15 protein-coding genes and 6 tRNA genes are annotated in these 15035 nt (G+C 68.4%); 13 read left to right on the top strand and 8 right to left on the bottom strand.

Going from position 1 to position 15035, the window contains the following annotated elements:
- Positions 1–158: 158 nt before the first annotated feature.
- The 6 genes from rpe to ACTHL9_RS04280 form a co-directional block, all read right to left on the bottom strand.
- Positions 159–827 (bottom strand): ribulose-phosphate 3-epimerase, encoded by a 669-nt coding sequence (rpe, locus tag ACTHL9_RS04305; RefSeq protein ID WP_440517544.1) that lies wholly within the window; start codon positions 825–827, stop codon positions 159–161.
- The gene (locus ACTHL9_RS04300) at positions 828–2360 is read right to left on the bottom strand and encodes an RsmB/NOP family class I SAM-dependent RNA methyltransferase (protein ID WP_440517542.1); all 1533 of its coding nucleotides are present in this window, start codon (positions 2358–2360) and stop codon (positions 828–830) included.
- A complete protein-coding gene (fmt, locus tag ACTHL9_RS04295) occupies positions 2315–3238 on the bottom strand; it encodes a methionyl-tRNA formyltransferase (protein WP_440517541.1) in 924 nt (307 codons plus the stop codon). Before fmt ends, ACTHL9_RS04300 begins: the two co-directional genes overlap by 46 nt.
- The gene (gene def / locus ACTHL9_RS04290) at positions 3235–3831 is read right to left on the bottom strand and encodes a peptide deformylase (RefSeq protein ID WP_440517539.1); all 597 of its coding nucleotides are present in this window, start codon (positions 3829–3831) and stop codon (positions 3235–3237) included. The genes fmt and def overlap by 4 nt, the downstream gene beginning before the upstream one ends.
- Before the next feature lie 65 nt (positions 3832–3896).
- Positions 3897–4748, bottom strand: coding sequence for a cytochrome (locus tag ACTHL9_RS04285; protein WP_440517538.1), 852 nt, complete (start codon positions 4746–4748; stop codon positions 3897–3899).
- A gap of 97 nt (positions 4749–4845) precedes the next feature.
- Positions 4846–4920: transfer RNA gene (locus tag ACTHL9_RS04280), tRNA-Val, on the bottom strand.
- A 198-nt stretch (positions 4921–5118) separates the two neighbouring features.
- Here ACTHL9_RS04280 and ACTHL9_RS04275 point away from each other — a divergent pair.
- From ACTHL9_RS04275 to ACTHL9_RS04255, 5 genes are all read left to right on the top strand, one after another.
- Positions 5119–5191 (top strand) — tRNA-Gly (locus ACTHL9_RS04275).
- A 41-nt stretch (positions 5192–5232) separates the two neighbouring features.
- Positions 5233–5303, top strand: a tRNA-Cys gene (locus ACTHL9_RS04270).
- 37 nt (positions 5304–5340) lie between these two features.
- Positions 5341–5412, top strand: a tRNA-Val gene (locus tag ACTHL9_RS04265).
- A 22-nt stretch (positions 5413–5434) separates the two neighbouring features.
- Positions 5435–5507, top strand: a tRNA-Gly gene (locus ACTHL9_RS04260).
- A gap of 26 nt (positions 5508–5533) precedes the next feature.
- Positions 5534–5605, top strand: a tRNA-Val gene (locus tag ACTHL9_RS04255).
- Positions 5606–5959: 354 nt separating this feature from the next.
- On the opposite strand, the gene zapE is transcribed toward ACTHL9_RS04255, so the two are convergent.
- Positions 5960–7003: a cell division protein ZapE gene (gene zapE / locus ACTHL9_RS04250; RefSeq protein ID WP_440517537.1), complete on the bottom strand. Its 1044-nt coding sequence runs from the start codon at positions 7001–7003 to the stop codon at positions 5960–5962.
- Positions 7004–7216: 213 nt separating this feature from the next.
- On the opposite strand from zapE, the gene ACTHL9_RS04245 reads away from it, so the two are divergent.
- From ACTHL9_RS04245 to ybaK, 3 genes are all read left to right on the top strand, one after another.
- The gene (locus ACTHL9_RS04245; RefSeq protein ID WP_440517536.1) at positions 7217–8131 is read left to right on the top strand and encodes a sulfurtransferase; all 915 of its coding nucleotides are present in this window, start codon (positions 7217–7219) and stop codon (positions 8129–8131) included.
- A gap of 138 nt (positions 8132–8269) precedes the next feature.
- A complete protein-coding gene (locus ACTHL9_RS04240) occupies positions 8270–8740 on the top strand; it encodes a SufE family protein (protein ID WP_440517534.1) in 471 nt (156 codons plus the stop codon).
- Positions 8741–8746: 6 nt separating this feature from the next.
- Positions 8747–9262, top strand: coding sequence for a Cys-tRNA(Pro) deacylase (gene ybaK, locus ACTHL9_RS04235; protein ID WP_440517532.1), 516 nt, complete (start codon positions 8747–8749; stop codon positions 9260–9262).
- On the opposite strand, the gene ACTHL9_RS04230 is transcribed toward ybaK, so the two are convergent.
- Entirely contained in the window at positions 9236–10558 is a 1323-nt protein-coding gene (locus ACTHL9_RS04230) for an alpha/beta hydrolase family protein (RefSeq protein WP_440517530.1), read from the bottom strand. The genes ybaK and ACTHL9_RS04230 overlap by 27 nt on opposite strands.
- Positions 10559–10591: 33 nt before the next feature.
- On the opposite strand from ACTHL9_RS04230, the gene ACTHL9_RS04225 reads away from it, so the two are divergent.
- The 5 genes from ACTHL9_RS04225 to ACTHL9_RS04205 all read left to right on the top strand — a co-directional run bounded on the left by ACTHL9_RS04225 (position 10592) and on the right by ACTHL9_RS04205 (position 15000).
- Positions 10592–11080, top strand: coding sequence for a hypothetical protein (locus ACTHL9_RS04225; protein ID WP_440517529.1), 489 nt, complete (start codon positions 10592–10594; stop codon positions 11078–11080).
- 14 nt (positions 11081–11094) lie between these two features.
- Positions 11095–11553, top strand: a complete 459-nt coding sequence (gene msrB, locus ACTHL9_RS04220) for a peptide-methionine (R)-S-oxide reductase MsrB (RefSeq protein WP_440517528.1) — start codon at positions 11095–11097, stop codon at positions 11551–11553.
- Between the two features lie 124 nt (positions 11554–11677).
- On the top strand, positions 11678–13120 hold the full coding sequence (locus tag ACTHL9_RS04215; RefSeq protein WP_440517527.1) for a DUF6421 family protein: 1443 nt from the start codon (positions 11678–11680) through the stop codon (positions 13118–13120).
- Positions 13117–13878: an SDR family NAD(P)-dependent oxidoreductase gene (locus ACTHL9_RS04210; protein ID WP_440517526.1), complete on the top strand. Its 762-nt coding sequence runs from the start codon at positions 13117–13119 to the stop codon at positions 13876–13878. The genes ACTHL9_RS04215 and ACTHL9_RS04210 overlap by 4 nt, the downstream gene beginning before the upstream one ends.
- A 33-nt stretch (positions 13879–13911) precedes the next feature.
- Entirely contained in the window at positions 13912–15000 is a 1089-nt protein-coding gene (locus ACTHL9_RS04205) for a threonine aldolase family protein (RefSeq protein WP_440517549.1), read from the top strand.
- Positions 15001–15035: the final 35 nt, after the last annotated feature.

The raw sequence follows: 15035 nt of genomic DNA, 5'->3' as shown, positions 1-15035 counted from the left end.
CCCCGTCGTTGTATATGACCGCAAAGCCCGACCTCGGCGCCACCACGCCCGACCTCGGCGCCGCACGGCCCGACCTCGGCGCCACACGGTCCGACGTCGGCGGCACACGGCCCGACCTCGGCGCCACACGGCCCGACGTCGGCGAGCGGCGGGGTGCTTCAGGCGCGGACGGTGGCCTCTGCCGCAGCCCGCAGCGCCTCCACCGCGCTCGCCGGGTCGTCGGCGCCATACACGGCGGACCCGGCAACGAAGACAGTGGCGCCCGCCTCCGCCGCACGTTCGATCGTCGAAGCCGAAATGCCGCCGTCGACTTGGATTGCCACCTTCGCGCCGCTGCCGTCCACGGCCGCTCGCGCACGCCGGATCTTCGGAAGCATCACGTCGAGAAAGGCCTGGCCCCCGAAGCCGGGCTCGACGGTCATGATGAGCAGCATGTCGAGCTCCGTCAGCATGTCGAGGTAGGGCTCGACGGCGGTCGCAGGTCGGAGCGCCATCCCGGCTTGGGAGCCGCGGGCCCGCAGTTCGCGCGCCAGCTTGATGGGCGCGATGGCTGCCTCCGCGTGGAACGTCACGGATGCGAGCCCGAGGTCGGCATAGAGCGGGGCCCAGCGGTCCGCCTCCGCGATCATCAGGTGTGCGTCGAGGGGAACTGGACTGACCTCCTGGATTCGCTCGACAACGGGAAGGCCGAGGGTGAGGTTCGGGACGAAGTGATTGTCCATGACGTCGACGTGCACGGCATCGGCGGTGGAGATGCGGGCGAGCTCGGCCTCGAGGTTCGCGAAGTCGGCAGACAGGATGCTGGGATGGATGCTGCAGCGGTTCACTCAGGACTCCTCGGTGGGTAGCTTGCGGAAGAGGGCGAGGAACATGGCGTCTGTTCCGTGGACGTGCGGCCAGAGTTGGGCGGTTCCGTCGTGGGCCGCCTCCAGCGGACGCAGCGCCACTGCGTCGAGGACGACGCCGGCGTCGAGGGTCTTGACGTCGGCTCGCCGGCGCAGGGCGTCCGCGACGACGGCGACGGTCTCTGCGGGATGGGGCGAGCACGTCACATAGCCGACGACGCCGCCGGGTGCCGTGGCGTCGATCGCGGCGTCGAGCAGCTGCCGCTGGAGCGGTCCGAGCTCAGCCACGTCCGCGGGCGTCCTGCGCCATCGTGACTCAGGACGACGCCGGAGCGCTCCGAGTCCGCTGCACGGGACATCGACAATCACCCGGTCGAACGTTCCGATGAGTTCAGGCGCGAGAGTCCGACCATCGCCCGTTCGCACCGACCAGACGTTCTCCGGCACCGGGCGCAAGGCGCGCCGAACGAGCTCGGCACGATGCTCGGCCGGCTCGTTGGCCAGCAGCGTAGCCCCCCGCTCGGCCGCCAGTGCGCCGAGGAGAGCAGCCTTGCCTCCGGGTCCAGCACACAGATCGAGCCAGCGTTCGCCAGAGGGGCGCGTCCCCTCGATGGGCGCGGCGGCCACCGCGCGCGCCACGAGCTGGGAGCCCACATCCTGTATGCGCAGGGTGCCGCCGCGCACGGCATCCCATCGGCCCAGGTCCCCTCCTGCTGAGAGCGCGGATCCTTCGACGAGCTCCCCGGGGGTGGCACCGTCGTGGAGGGCCTCGTCGAGAGTTCCTATCCCCGGGAGCGCCACCAGATTGACTACGGGCGCGGCGTTGTCCGCCTCGAGCAGGTCCTCGATCTCGGTCACCGCCCGGCCATGCGCGACCAGTGACTGGCGCAGGGCGCGAACGATCCATGCGGGGTGGGCGTGGCGCAGGGCTGCCGCCTCGACGTCGTCGCTAGCGGCCCCGACCAAATCCGCGAGCCAGTCCTCGAGGCCCCGCTCGCTCACACGGCGCAGCACAGCGTTGACCAGAGACGCGGGCCCGGCACCCACCACTGCGCGTGTCAGGGCGACGGTCTGGTTGAGGGCCGCGTGAGGAGGGACGCGCATGGCCAAAAGCTGGTGGGCCCCGAGGCGGAGGACGTCGAGCACCGCTGTGTCGAGTCGATCGAGGGAACGGTCGACGCAGCGCGCAAGGATCGCGTCGTAGGTGCCCTGTCCGCGCAGCGCCCCGTAGGCGAGCTCGGTCGCGAAGCCGGCATCGCGGCGGTCGAGGCGATGGTGGCGGATGCTCGCGGGCAGCACCAGGTTCGCGTAGGCGTCGTCCCGCGACACAGCGCGGAGCACCTCGAACGCCACGAGCCGGGCGGGGTCCGCGAAACGGGACCGCTGGCTGGGCGCCTGTTGACTGAATTGGCGACGAGCAGACGTACCGCGATTCCGTTCGCGGCCGCGCTCGTTACGGCGTGAGCCGTTCACGAGAACCTCATTCCCTCGCTGGCCCAGGAGCCCCGGGCCCAATCGGCGGCTGCCATCATCTTCTTCCCCGCCGGCTGGACGCGGATCAGTTCCACCGGATGCGTCGCCGTGCCCACAAGCACGACCTTCCCGTCCCAGGCCACCTCGCCCATCGCAAGGTCGCCGGCGTCGGGACGCAGCTTGGGTGGCTCAAGCTTGAACCGCTGCCCGTCGAGCACCGTCCAGGCTCCGGGTTCGGGCGTGACCCCCCTCGCGCGCCGATTGATGGCGACGGCGGGCTGGGTCCAATCGATCCGTCCATCCTCGATCGTGAGCTTGGGGGCGAAAGTGGGTTCCCCCTCTTGCGGGCGCGGCACGAGGCTGCCGTCGGCGATTCCCTCGAGCGTGCGCGCAAGAAGTTCGGCGCCGCTGGCCGCGAGCTCGTCCAGGAGCTCGCCGGAGGTGGCCTCCGCCGCCGGCGTGACCGCCATCGTCCCGTAGACGGGCCCCGTGTCCAGCCCTTCTTCGAGCTTGAAGGTGGACGCTCCCACGACGTCATCCCCGTGGATCACCGCGTGCTGTACCGGAGCCGCCCCGCGCCACGCTGGCAGCAGCGAGAAGTGGAGATTCACCCAGCCGTGCACGGGGACGGTGAGGGCTGCAGGAGGCACCAGCCCGCCGAACGCGACAATCGCCGCAACCTCGGGCTCGAGGTCTGCTATCTGTTGGGTAATCTCGGCCGTGATGCGGCTCGCCTTGATCACCGGCAGTCCCAGCGCGGCGGCTCGGGCGGCGACGGGCGACGGCGTGAGCACGCGCTTGCGTCCGATCGGTGCGTCGGGTCGGGTGAGCACCCCGACGAGGTCCATGCCGGCGGCCGTAGCGAGCCTTTCCAAGGAGGGGACAGCGACGCGCGGCGTCCCCGCGAACAGGACCCTCACGCGGTCGGGCCCCGGCCGAAGGAAGCCGCGGGAGACGATGCCCCGATGCCGAACGCCGAGCCGACGTGCCCGGCCCGCTTGGTCACGGTCTCATCAGCGATCGAGGAATAGTTCAGGCCGCGAATGGCCCGGTAGGCCGCGCGGCGGTCATCGCCCTCGAGCCGATCGACGAAAAGGACTCCGTCCAAGTGATCCGTCTCGTGCTGGAACGCACGCGCGAGCATGCCCTGCGCCTGGATTTCGATCGGATTCCCCTGCAGGTCGAATCCCTTGGCAACGACCGAACGCCGACGACGGACGGGAAACGCAACACCAGGAATACTCAGGCACCCCTCGACGACGTCGTCCTGGAAGTCATCCGAGAGGGTCAGGAGCGGGTTGACGACGTGCCCGCGCTGCCCGTCGATCTGGTAGGTGAAGACCCGCTGGCCAACGCCGACCTGAGGAGCGGCAAGTCCCGCACCGTCGACGTCCTCCATCGTCTCCATCATGTCTGCCACGAGCCGTTCGAGTTCCGGCCCGAACTCGGTGACGGGATCCGCGGGCGTCCGCAGCACGGGGTCACCGATGATCCGGATGGGCAGGACTGCCATGGCGAGATGGGCCTTTCGACGAGAGAGCGAGGGACGGGGACGAGTCTAGTCGGGAGGCGTTCCTGCTAGGCGATCGGCGGGGGCGGCAGGGGAAGGAGAGTTCGGCCGGCCGCCGCCGTCTCCACGCGGGCGTCCCAGACCCGGCGGAGCCTGCAGAAGGTGAGCCAATGGTGACGGCGGACATCCGGATTGACCCGCACCGCCGCGAATTCCGTCTCTCCCACGGCAACCGCAATGAGCAGCGGGTCCTCGCCGTAGCGCCACGGCTCCCACTCCCCTGCCTCGGCATCCAGAAGGCCTTCCTCGGCCTTCATCCCTGCCACAAGCTGCATGGCCACCTTCTCGTCCGGCGGCTTGACGCGCCCGTCCCGCGTGGTCCCCTTGGTCTTGTAGTCGACGAGGCACACCCGGCCGTTGATGCGCGCCACGAGGTCGAGGGTGCCCGCATAGCCGAGTGTCGTGTTCCAGACCGTCTGCTCCGCGGCGAGCGGTTCCACCGAGAACGCCTCCCACCAGCGCTCGACGTTGAGCGCGAACGCCTCCTCGCCGTGGGAGCGCAGGAGCTCACGCGCCTCCGTGAGCTGATGCGGACGGCCCAGGGCCCGCAGGGTGAGCTGTTCGGCGAACGCGTGGACCCGGTCCCCCCGCTGGGCGGCCGCGCGGGCGTAGTCCTCGGAAGCGTCGACGGCGGTGCGCACCAACTGCCGAATCCGCGCTGGACTGTCGAGAGCCGTCCGAAGCTCGGGATGGTCCGCGAGATGCCGCGCAGCCATGTAGCTGCGCCAGCCGTCGAGGTCGAGTGGCTGCTGGGCGATGACGGTGGTGATCGATGGAACCGTCGGCTCATCGGAGAGCGAGCGCCGGTACATCCGCCCGAAGCCGTCGGGGGAATCTGCGGCGAGGCCGGGGACTGTCATGCGTGCACACTCTCACAGGGGTCTGACATCATTAACGCTCCTCATCCGGGGCCGGGACAACGAGAAAGGACCCCCGGACAGAGTCCGGGGGTCCCGCTGGTGGGCGATACTGGGTTCGAACCAGTGACCTCTTCGGTGTGAACGAAGCGCGCTACCACTGCGCCAATCGCCCGCTTCTTTCATACGAGCACCCGTCGCCGAGCGCTCTCCGACTTTAGCCCACAGCGCGTCCCGATCTCAAATCAGGAGGGGACTGTGGGGGCGCAGCGCGATTTGTGCATTGCCCTCCGGTCCTATAGAGTTTTTACTCGTTGAAGCGCGGCACGACGCCATCTTCCAGAGGCAAAGTCGGAACCGAGCAGAAACTCCCGCGGACGTAGCTCAGTTGGTAGAGCACCACCTTGCCAAGGTGGATGTCGCGAGTTCGAATCTCGTCGTCCGCTCGCAGGACACTGTCGGAAGCATCCTCATGGGATGCCAACACGGTGGGGTGGCCGAGAGGCGAGGCAGCGGCCTGCAAAGCCGTATACGCGGGTTCGAATCCCGTCCCCACCTCGGTGCAAACCTGACTCCCAGCAATGTCTGGGAATCCGGGCGATTGGCGCAGCGGTAGCGCGCTTCCCTGACACGGAAGAGGTCACTGGTTCGATCCCAGTATCGCCCACGGAGAGGCTAGCGCCTCCCCTGCGGACGTAGCTCAGTTGGTAGAGCACCACCTTGCCAAGGTGGATGTCGCGAGTTCGAATCTCGTCGTCCGCTCTCTTCTCGTTAACCGGGACAGACCCGGGCGATTGGCGCAGCGGTAGCGCGCTTCCCTGACACGGAAGAGGTCACTGGTTCGATCCCAGTATCGCCCACTCTTGAGATGGCGCCCCCTTGGCGGGCGCCATTCGTGTACCCGGCGACTTCCCGTTCGCTCGCGGAAAAAGGGTGTTGGCTTGCGCGCCGTGCGTGGCTACCATCGTTCGTGGTGGAGCGCACTGGCTCCCTGAGGGAAAGGAGGTGGCCGTGTCCTTAGTCGACGCCATCGCGGCCAGTCACGGTAGGAGCGCCCGGGAACTCGATTGCATCGAGCTGCCCGCCCGAGTTGTCGGGGACCAACCCTAGAAACTCAGCCGGCGCCAGGCCGGACTGACCAAGATACGTCACAGGGATGCCGGTACCGCTGAGAGGCGGGACCGGCATTTCTGCGTTCGGGCGAGGTCTGGAGGCTACGACGCCTCGTGCGTCTGAGCTTCCCGCGCAAGCGCCGTCAGCCGGGAGACGGCACGGAAGTACTTCTTGAGGTAGCCCCCCGACATCATCTCTTCGCTGAAGAGCTTGTCGAACGGTACGCCTGAGGCAAGGATCGGCACGTCCTTGTCGTACAGGCGGTCGGCCAGCACCACGAATCGGAGGGCCACGGCCTGCTCCTCGATCGTGTGGACGTCCTTCCACACGACTCCGTCCACCCCATCGATGAGCTGCCTGTAGCGACTCGGGTGGACACCGGCGAGATGCTTCATGAGCGCGCCAAAGTCGTCCACGGCCACCACACCGCCGTCGAACTCCGCATTCAGGCGCGCATCCAGCTCGTGGTTCTCCAGCGGAGCGGGCGCCTCGGGCAGCCCACGATGGCGATAGTCCTCGCCGTCGATCCGGATGACGTCGAACTGGTCGGCCAGCACCTGGATCTCGCGTTGGAAGTCCACCGCGGCGAACCGGCCCTCGCCGAGTGAGCCGGGGAGGGTGTTGGACGTGGCGGCGAGCTTGACGCCGGCGTCGGCCAGTTCGCGCATGAGCCGCGACATCAGCACCGTGTCGCCCGGATCGTCGAGTTCGAATTCGTCGATGCAGACGAGCCGGTACGAGCTCAAGGCTTCCACGGTCTTGCGGAACGACAGCGCCCCGACGAGGTTGGTGTATTCGACGAACGTCCCGAACGCCTTCGGGCCGGGAACGGAGTGCCACAGCGAGGCGAGGAGGTGCGTCTTCCCGACGCCGAAGCCGCCGTCAAGATACACGCCCGCGCGCGAAGCTGGCTTCTTCGCCCCGAACAGCCGCGAGAACACGCTGCCTCCGCCCCGCTGCCCCTCCATGGAGGCCCCGAACGCCTGGAGGGCGCGCACCGCGGCAGACTGAGACGGCTGGGCAGGGTCCGGCCGGTAGCTCTCGAACGAGACCTCTCCGAAGCGCGGTGAGGGGTGAAAGCCGGCCAGGAGTTCCTCCACGGAGACTTTCGGCGTGCGGGTGGTCAAGTGTGCGACAGTCGCCAAGGATTCCGTCCGTCATAGGGCCCGAAGGCGTTTACATCGGTGCGCGGGGCAGTGGCAAGGATATCGCGGAGCGGTGCGTCATGTTTCGCCTCATGACAGGGCGCGACGGCGGCACTCACCACAGCGGCATCCCGTGGCTACGCTGGAAGGGACATCTCAGGAGCGCGTCGTCATCGTCGCACGCCCTGGCTCAGCCGAGCGAAAGGCCTCACCATGAGCTATCCCCTCGATCAGAACGAAAAGTTCGCCGCCTACGCCCACCCGGAGCGCCTCGTCTCCACCGAATGGCTCACCGCACAGCTCGCCGACGGCGCCCTCGAGGGCGGCAAGCTCGCCGTGGTGGAGTCCGACGAGGACGTCCTGCTCTACGAGACCGGCCACATTCCCGGCGCGGTGAAGATCGACTGGCACACGGACCTGAACGACGAGGTCTCCCGCGACTACGTCGACGGCCCGGCTTTCGCGAAGCTCCTCTCCTCGAAGGGCATCTCGCGGGACACGACCGTGGTCATCTACGGCGACAAGTCGAACTGGTGGGCAGCCTACGCCCTCTGGGTCTTCACCCTGTTCGGCCACGAGGACGTCCGCCTCCTCGACGGCGGCCGCGACAAGTGGATCGCCGAGGGCCGCGAGCTCACCACCGAGGTTCCCACCCCCATCGAAGGCGATTACCCCGTCGTCGAGCGCAACGACTCCCCGATCCGCGCCTTCAAGGACGACGTCCTCGCGCACCTCGGCAAGCCGCTCATCGACGTCCGCTCCCCTGACGAGTACACGGGAAAGCGCACCCACATGCCCGCGTACCCGGAGGAAGGCGCCCTCCGCGGCGGCCACATCCCGACCGCGGCGTCCATCCCGTGGGCCCGCGCGGCCGCCGAGGACGGCACGTACAAGTCGCGCCAGGAGCTCGAGGACCTGTACCTCGGCGAAGCCGGCCTCACCGCTGGCGACGAGGTCGTGGCCTACTGCCGCATCGGAGAGCGCTCCAGCCACACGTGGTTCGCGCTCAAGTACCTCCTCGGCTTCGACAACGTCCGCAACTACGACGGCTCGTGGACCGAGTGGGGAAATGCGGTGCGGGTTCCGATTGTTAAGGGTGAAGAACGAGGTACTTGGCCGCTCAGCTGAAAGGCGGCGTTCCGTCTCCCGGATCAGGGTGGCGGATGAGCAGCAGTTGGCCGCTTGGCTAGAGCGTCCTCGACTGCGCGGTGCGGCGGCATCGGACGAGGCCGCCGCATTGCCGTATGACCGTAGTCTGGAAGGGATATGACGACGAATACCACCACCCCTGCCGCCCTTGCGGAGATCATCGACGAGTTCCAGGGGCTCGAGGAGCGCGAGCGGCTCCAGCTGCTGCTCGAGTTCGCACAGTCCCTTCCGGAGCTCCCCGAGCGGTATCAGGACCACCCCGAGCGGCTCGAGCAGGTCGTCGAGTGCCAGTCTCCGGTGTTCATCACCATCGAGACCGAACCCGGTACGGACGCGGCATCTCCAGTGGTGCGCCTGTTCCTCACCGCCCCTCGGGAAGCGCCGACCACGCGCGGCTTCGCGAGCATCCTGTTCGAGGGGCTCGATGGGCTGCCGGCGAACGAGATCCTGGCAGTTCCGGACGATATCGCGCACGAGCTGGGCCTTGACCGCGCCGTGTCCCCGTTGCGCCTGCGCGGGATGAGCGCGATGCTCGCTCGGATCAAGCGCAAGGTGGCTGGGGAGTGCCACCTCGGCCAAACCGCCTGAGGGCAAGTGGCGAAGGGAAAGTCCACTGCGCTCCACGGACCGGCAACGCCCGCGACGGCGGTGCTCGACGCCGCGGGCGTGAGCTATGTGGCGCGACCCTATGCGCACGATCCGTCGTCGTCGAGCTACGGCCTCGAGGCAGCCGAGGCGCTCGGCGTCGAGCCCGAGCGCGTCTTCAAGACGCTGGTGATCGACCTCGGGGGCGAGGGGTCCGCCAAGCTGTGCGTCGCCGTCGTGCCCGTGAGCGGGTCGCTGGATCTCAAGGCGGCCGCCGCTGCCTTCGGGGCGAAGAAGGCAGCGATGGCGGATCGCGGGGCAGCCGAGCGGCGAACTGGGTACGTGCTGGGAGGCATCTCCCCGCTGGGCCAGCGCCAGCCGTCGCCCACGGCGATTGACGCATCCGCGCTCGAGCACGAGAGCATTCTGGTGTCAGGCGGACGCCGCGGTTTCGACATCGAGCTCTCCCCCGCCGACCTCGTTCGCCTCACGAAGGCCTCAGTGGTCCGGCTGCGCAGCGCCTGACGACGCAACGGACGACGACGTCGATCCCCCTGGTGCCGGACGCGGAGCGAGGACATCGCGCAGCCAGGCGACGATCGTCGCTTCCCACCGCTCGGGGTCGACGTTCCACTCCTTGGTGTGCCTGGCCTTCCGGAACGTCTCGAGCGTGACCATCTCCGGGTTGCGGCCTGCCAGCAGCGCGGAGGGGCCGAAGGGCACGAATTCGTCGTCGGCGCTGTGCAGGATCAGCGTGGGGGTCCGCAGCTCCACCGCCCGCGTCACCCAGTCCATGGCCCGGAAGTCGAGGGGCGCGGCAAGGCCGGTCATGCGCCGTCCCAGCGGATGGGCGAGCAGGAACTGCCCGAAGCGCCCGATCCCCCGCGGTATGCGATTCTTCTGGGCCTGATGCGCGAGCACATCCACCCAGTCCACGACGGGGGCGTCCAGCACGAGGGCGCGAATGTACTGACGCTGGCTTGAGCGGTCTGCCGCCGCGAGGCTGATGGCGCCGCCCATCGACCAGCCGAACAGGACAACGTCGGCGGCGCCGTGCCCGAGCGCGTAGGAGATCGCGTCCTCGACGTCCCGCCACTCGGTCATGCCGAGCCCATAGCGGCCGTCCGCGGTCGCCGGGGCCTCTCCGTCGTTCCGGTACGAGACCACCAGGCTCGTGAGGCCGAGGCGCTGGGCGGGCAGAAGTCCTCGCAGGCTCTCCAATCGGGTCGCGCCGCGACCGTGGACCATGATGGCCCATGTCCGCGACGTCCCGCCCTCCCCCGCTGGGACGAGCCAGGCAGGTGCGGGGCCGAGCGCGGTGGGGATGGCTACTTCCTGGAACTCATAGCCCACGTCCCCCGGTGAACTGAAGACGACTCCGCTCCACCTGCCCTTCACCGCCCTGTCCAGATCGCCGCTGTACTCCGCGATAACCCTCCGCGTGACCGTCTCGTCGCCCGGCTGATAGTCCTCGAGGGGCCCGAGCCGCACGTGCCCGGTGCCGCCGGCGAAGAAGAAGCTGTACTCGCCGTCGACGGCCGTCTCCGGCGTGGCCTTGAGAATGACGCGCCGTTCGTCGCCGCGTCCCTGCACGGCGAGGAGTTCCTGGTCCTCCACGCGTACTCGTTCGGGCGTGACGATTCGGCGTGCGAAGTAGGCCGCAAGGGCCGAGCTGGAGGCGGCGACCGCGGAGGCCGCCCCGAGGCCGAGGCCCGCGCCGAGGAGGGCCCAGAGGCTCCGAGGCAGCCGTTCGTCCGAGTGCTGGCGATTGGGATGGGCATCCGGGAAGTCCGTGTCCTCGAACATTCGTCTGCGGGGCATGAAACCATTCTTGCAAGCGTCTAGTCTGAACCCATGACGGCGCCGATCCTCATCCTGACCGAAGTCGCCCTGGGCCCTGCCGAGCGGAAGGCACTCTCCGAACTCATCGAGGGTACGGACACGCCACTCAACGTCCTGGTTCCCGTGGGCCGCAAGCGCCGGCTCGTGGTGGACTTCCTGGACCATCTCTCCATGCTCGAGTTCCGCAAGGCGGTGGGAGACCTGTCGACGAAGACGAGCCCCGAGAGCGAGCAGGCCGTAGCCCAGACCACGCTCACCGGCTCCCTCGCCGCGCTTGAGGGCATCGGCGGGCCGCGCACGGGTGAACTCATCCAGGGCGATCCCGTCGCCGTGCTCGCGGACCGCGCCGCCGAGTCGGGGGCGTCGCAGGCGATCGTCGTCACGCTGCCGCACGCTGTCGAGGACACACTTCACACGGATTGGGCCAACCAGGCCCAGCGGAAGCTCGGGATTCCCGTGCTCCATCTCTACGCGGGCACGGGATTCATCGGGGACTCCTGAGCGTTGTGGTGGGTATGGAAGCTTCCTTCGAGCCCACGACTCCCCCGCAGCAGAATCCAGACCTCGAGCGGTCCGCAGCGTCCCTCACCGACGAGGAATGGCGTGATCGCCTGACGCCTGAGGAGTATCACGTCCTCCGGCAGGCGGGCACGGAGCGTGCGTTCACCGGCGAATACTGGGACACGCACACCAGGGGAAGCTACCGGTGCCGCGCATGTGGGGCGGAGCTCTTCACCAGCCAGGAGAAGTTCGACTCGCACTGCGGCTGGCCGTCGTTCTGGGCCCCGCTCGCCGCCGACGCGGTCGTCTACCTGCACGACCGCACCTTCGGCATGGATCGGGTGGAAGTGCGATGTGCCACCTGCAACTCTCACCTCGGCCATGTGTTCGAGGGCGAGGGCTACGACACCCCCACAGATCAGCGTTATTGCATCAACTCCATTTCGCTGACGCTCGTCCCTGACGAGGCCTGATTCACCGCATCGTCTGGCACGCCCTGAGCAATCAAGTTCCTGTTGCTCAGGGCTTTTCAGCTCCAGCTGAACTTTTCCATGGCTACGCTCATCTCAGTCCTCCGATCGAGAGAAAGCGAGTGCCATGACCACCATCGCTCCCGCGCCGGAATCCTCCGCGCGCTCCGTTGCCCATGACCCCGCCTGGCATGCCCTCAAGGATGCCGTGATGGCACTGCAGCCGCTCCAAGCCCACGATGGATCGCTTGCCGAACCCACCGACCTTCCGCTGGCCGCCGAGCTGGTGGAGAAGATCATCTGCGGCATCACGGCTCTCGCCCCGGCCTTCCCCCACGACGCCGAATACCTGAGCGTGCTCGTCGAAGATTTCCGGAAGTGGGCTCAGGCCGGCTTCGGGGTGCCGGACTTCCTCGACTCGCTCTTGGCGTTCCAGCCCCAGCTTCATCGGGTGAACGGGCTTCTCCACCTCGTCGTGTTCCCGATGTACACGCAGAACGGAAGCCGCGACCGGCTCGTGGAGGCAGTTCTGGTCGAGGTCGTGTGGCCGGACTTCATCGCCGACCTCGAGGGCGGGGCGTACAGCAACAAGCTCTTCGTCCCGATCCGCTTCCTCGACTTCACCCCGGGCTACGCGACGAACTCGGCCGTCCTGTTCCCCGAGACCGTCGCCATGCGCGAGGTCCCGACCTTCACCTGGGGCGCCATCTTCGCCGACCGTGAGGCAGCGCGCTTCCGGCGGGTCCTCGACGCGGCGGCGAAGGTCACGAACCTCGAGCTCCCGGCCGAGGCCGCCGAACTGGTGGCCGACCAGAAGCTCGCCCAGGAGACGTTCGTCATGTGGGACCTGATCCACGACCGGACCCACATGCGCGGGGACCTGCCGTTCGACCCGTTCATGATCAAGCAGCGGATGCCGTTCTTCCTGTATTCGCTCGAAGAACTCCGCTGCGACCTCACGGCCTTCCGCGAGTCGGTCAAGATCGAGCGCGACGAGTCAGCCGACGCCGAAGCCCGCCGCCACGCCAAGCTCGTCCAGTACGCGGTGATCTTCGACCGGATCTTCCGCTTCGCCATCACCGGCAGCCGAGTGCGGAACTACGACGGGCTGGGAGGGCAGTTGCTGTTCGCGTGGATGCACCAGCACCGGGTTCTCCACTGGACCGACACGAAGCTGACGATCGACTGGACGGAGGTGCCCGACGTCGTGAGCGCGCTCGGCGACGCGATCGACGAGCTGTACTGGCGTTCCATCGACCGGCCCAAGGTGGCACACTGGCTCGCAGCGTACGAGCTCGTCTCCGGGACCGTGATCCCGCATCCCGCGTCCGTCTGGGCCAAGGGGCCCGAGGCGCTCCCCCTCACCGGCACGCCGCGCGAGATCACGGACCAAGTGCTCGATGATGAGTTCCCGCTGTCCATGTTCTACGAGGCACTGGAGAAGAAGATGCGGCACGTGATCGAGTCGACGGCGGGAATCACCGGCGAGACGCCTCTGAACGAAGCAGCAGGGCTGGACGGGGCAGCAGGGCTGAACGGGGCAGCCCCGCTACATGGGGCCTCCGCGTGAGCCCCAGCCCGGGTGACGGCGCCCAGGGCGCGGTCGTCGTCGTCGCCGGCGCCAGCTCGGCCGCCGGCACGGCGATGGTCCGCGCCCTGCGCACGGCGGGGGCGACGGCGATCGCCGTCGGCAGCAACGCGGAGCGACTTGCTGCAGCCTTCGGTCGCCCGGGGGGCGCGGACGACGGCGGCGTGCCCCAGCGGGAGTGCGACCTCACCGACTACGCGGGCGTCCAGGCGCTCGCCGAAGACCTGCGGGAGAGCTTCGGAGCGGTCGACGGCGTGATCCACCTTGTCGGCGGCTGGCGCGGCGGGCATTCGCTCACCGACCAGTCGGACGAGGACTGGGACTTCCTCGAGAAGACGGGCATCACGACCGTCCGCAACACGAGCCGGGCCTTCTACGATGACCTGCTCGGCTCGCGGCGCGGACGCTTCGTCATCGTGTCCTCGACCCTCATCGAGCATCCTCGCGCGGGATACGCCAATTATGCGGCGGCGAAGGCCGCCGCGGAGGCGTGGACGCGAGCGATGGCCCGAGGCTTCGCCTCCGACCAGGCCGAACGCTCCGGTGACCCGTCGCCTCTGACGAGCGCCGCCGTCGTGCTCGCCGTCAAGGCCCTGCTCGACAAGGAGATGCTCGCGGCGCAGCCGGGGCGCCGGTTTCCCGGCTACACCCATGTGGACGCCCTTGCGGCGCGCACCGTCGCCCTGTTCTCGGAGAGCGCCGCCGCCGTGAACGGCGCACGCTTCGATCTGACCACCTGAGAAGGCCTGAGGAATACTGTGACAGTGACTTCGATCCACCCTGCCCCGACTACTCCTGCACACGCTCCGGCCGGCTGGCCGCTGCACGATCCGAACCGCCGGGGCTTCGCCTCCGACAACTACTCGGGCACCCATCCGGAAGTCCTCGCTGCCCTCGCCGCCGCGAACGAAGGCCACGTGACCTCGTACGGCGGCGATCCGTACACGGCCAGGCTGCAGTCCGAGATGGAGCGGCTGTTCGGCGGAGGCGTGCAGGCGTATCCCGTCTTCAATGGGACGGGCGCGAACGTCCTCTCGCTTCAGGCACTGCTGCCCCGATGGGGAGCGGTGGTGTGCGCGCGCACGGCCCACATCAACGTCGACGAGAACGGCGCGCCTGAGCGCGTGGGCGGAATGAAGCTCCTTTCCGTGACGGCCGACGACGGCAAGCTGACCCCCGAGCTCATCGACCGCGAGGCGTGGGGCTGGGGCGACGAACACCGGGCGCAGCCGCTCGCCGTCTCCATCACGCAGACCACCGAGCTCGGAACCCGATACTCCGTGGACGAGATCCGGAGCGTCACCGAGCACGCCCATGCCCTCGGGATGGCTGTGCACATGGACGGTGCACGACTCGCCAATGCGGCGGCCGGACTCGGCCTGCCGGTGCGCGCGTTCACCCGCGATGCTGGGATCGACATCCTCTCCTTCGGCGGGACCAAGAACGGGATGCTGTTCGGCGAGTGCGTAGTGGCCCTCGACCCGGGAGCCGCCCCCGGGCTCGAGTTCCTGCGCAAGATGAACATGCAGCTCGCGTCGAAGATGCGCTTCGTCTCGGCCCAGTTCCTGGCCCTCCTCGAGGACGACCTCTGGCTCCGCTCGGCCGCCCATTCGAATGCGATGGCCGCTCGGTTGCGTGCCGCGGTCGAAGGACTCGACGGCGTGGAGCTCACCCAGGAGACGGAGTCGAACGGGGTCTTCGCGATCCTGCCCGAGGGCGTGGCCGACCGCCTGCGCGAGCGCTTCGCGTTCTACGACTGGGACGCCGCCCGCCGTGAGGTGCGATGGATGTGCTCGTTCGATACGCGTGAAGCGGATGTCGACGCATTCGCAGCCGCCCTGCGCGAGGAACTCACCCGCTGACCTGCGGCGACACCGAGGGTCCCGGCGCGCCACGA

The organism is Sinomonas sp., from assembly GCF_051955515.1.
In the GTDB taxonomy this organism is placed as follows: domain Bacteria; phylum Actinomycetota; class Actinomycetes; order Actinomycetales; family Micrococcaceae; genus Sinomonas.
Note: the sequence above shows the minus strand (reverse complement) of the source record. Positions and strands in the feature narration are given on the sequence as shown.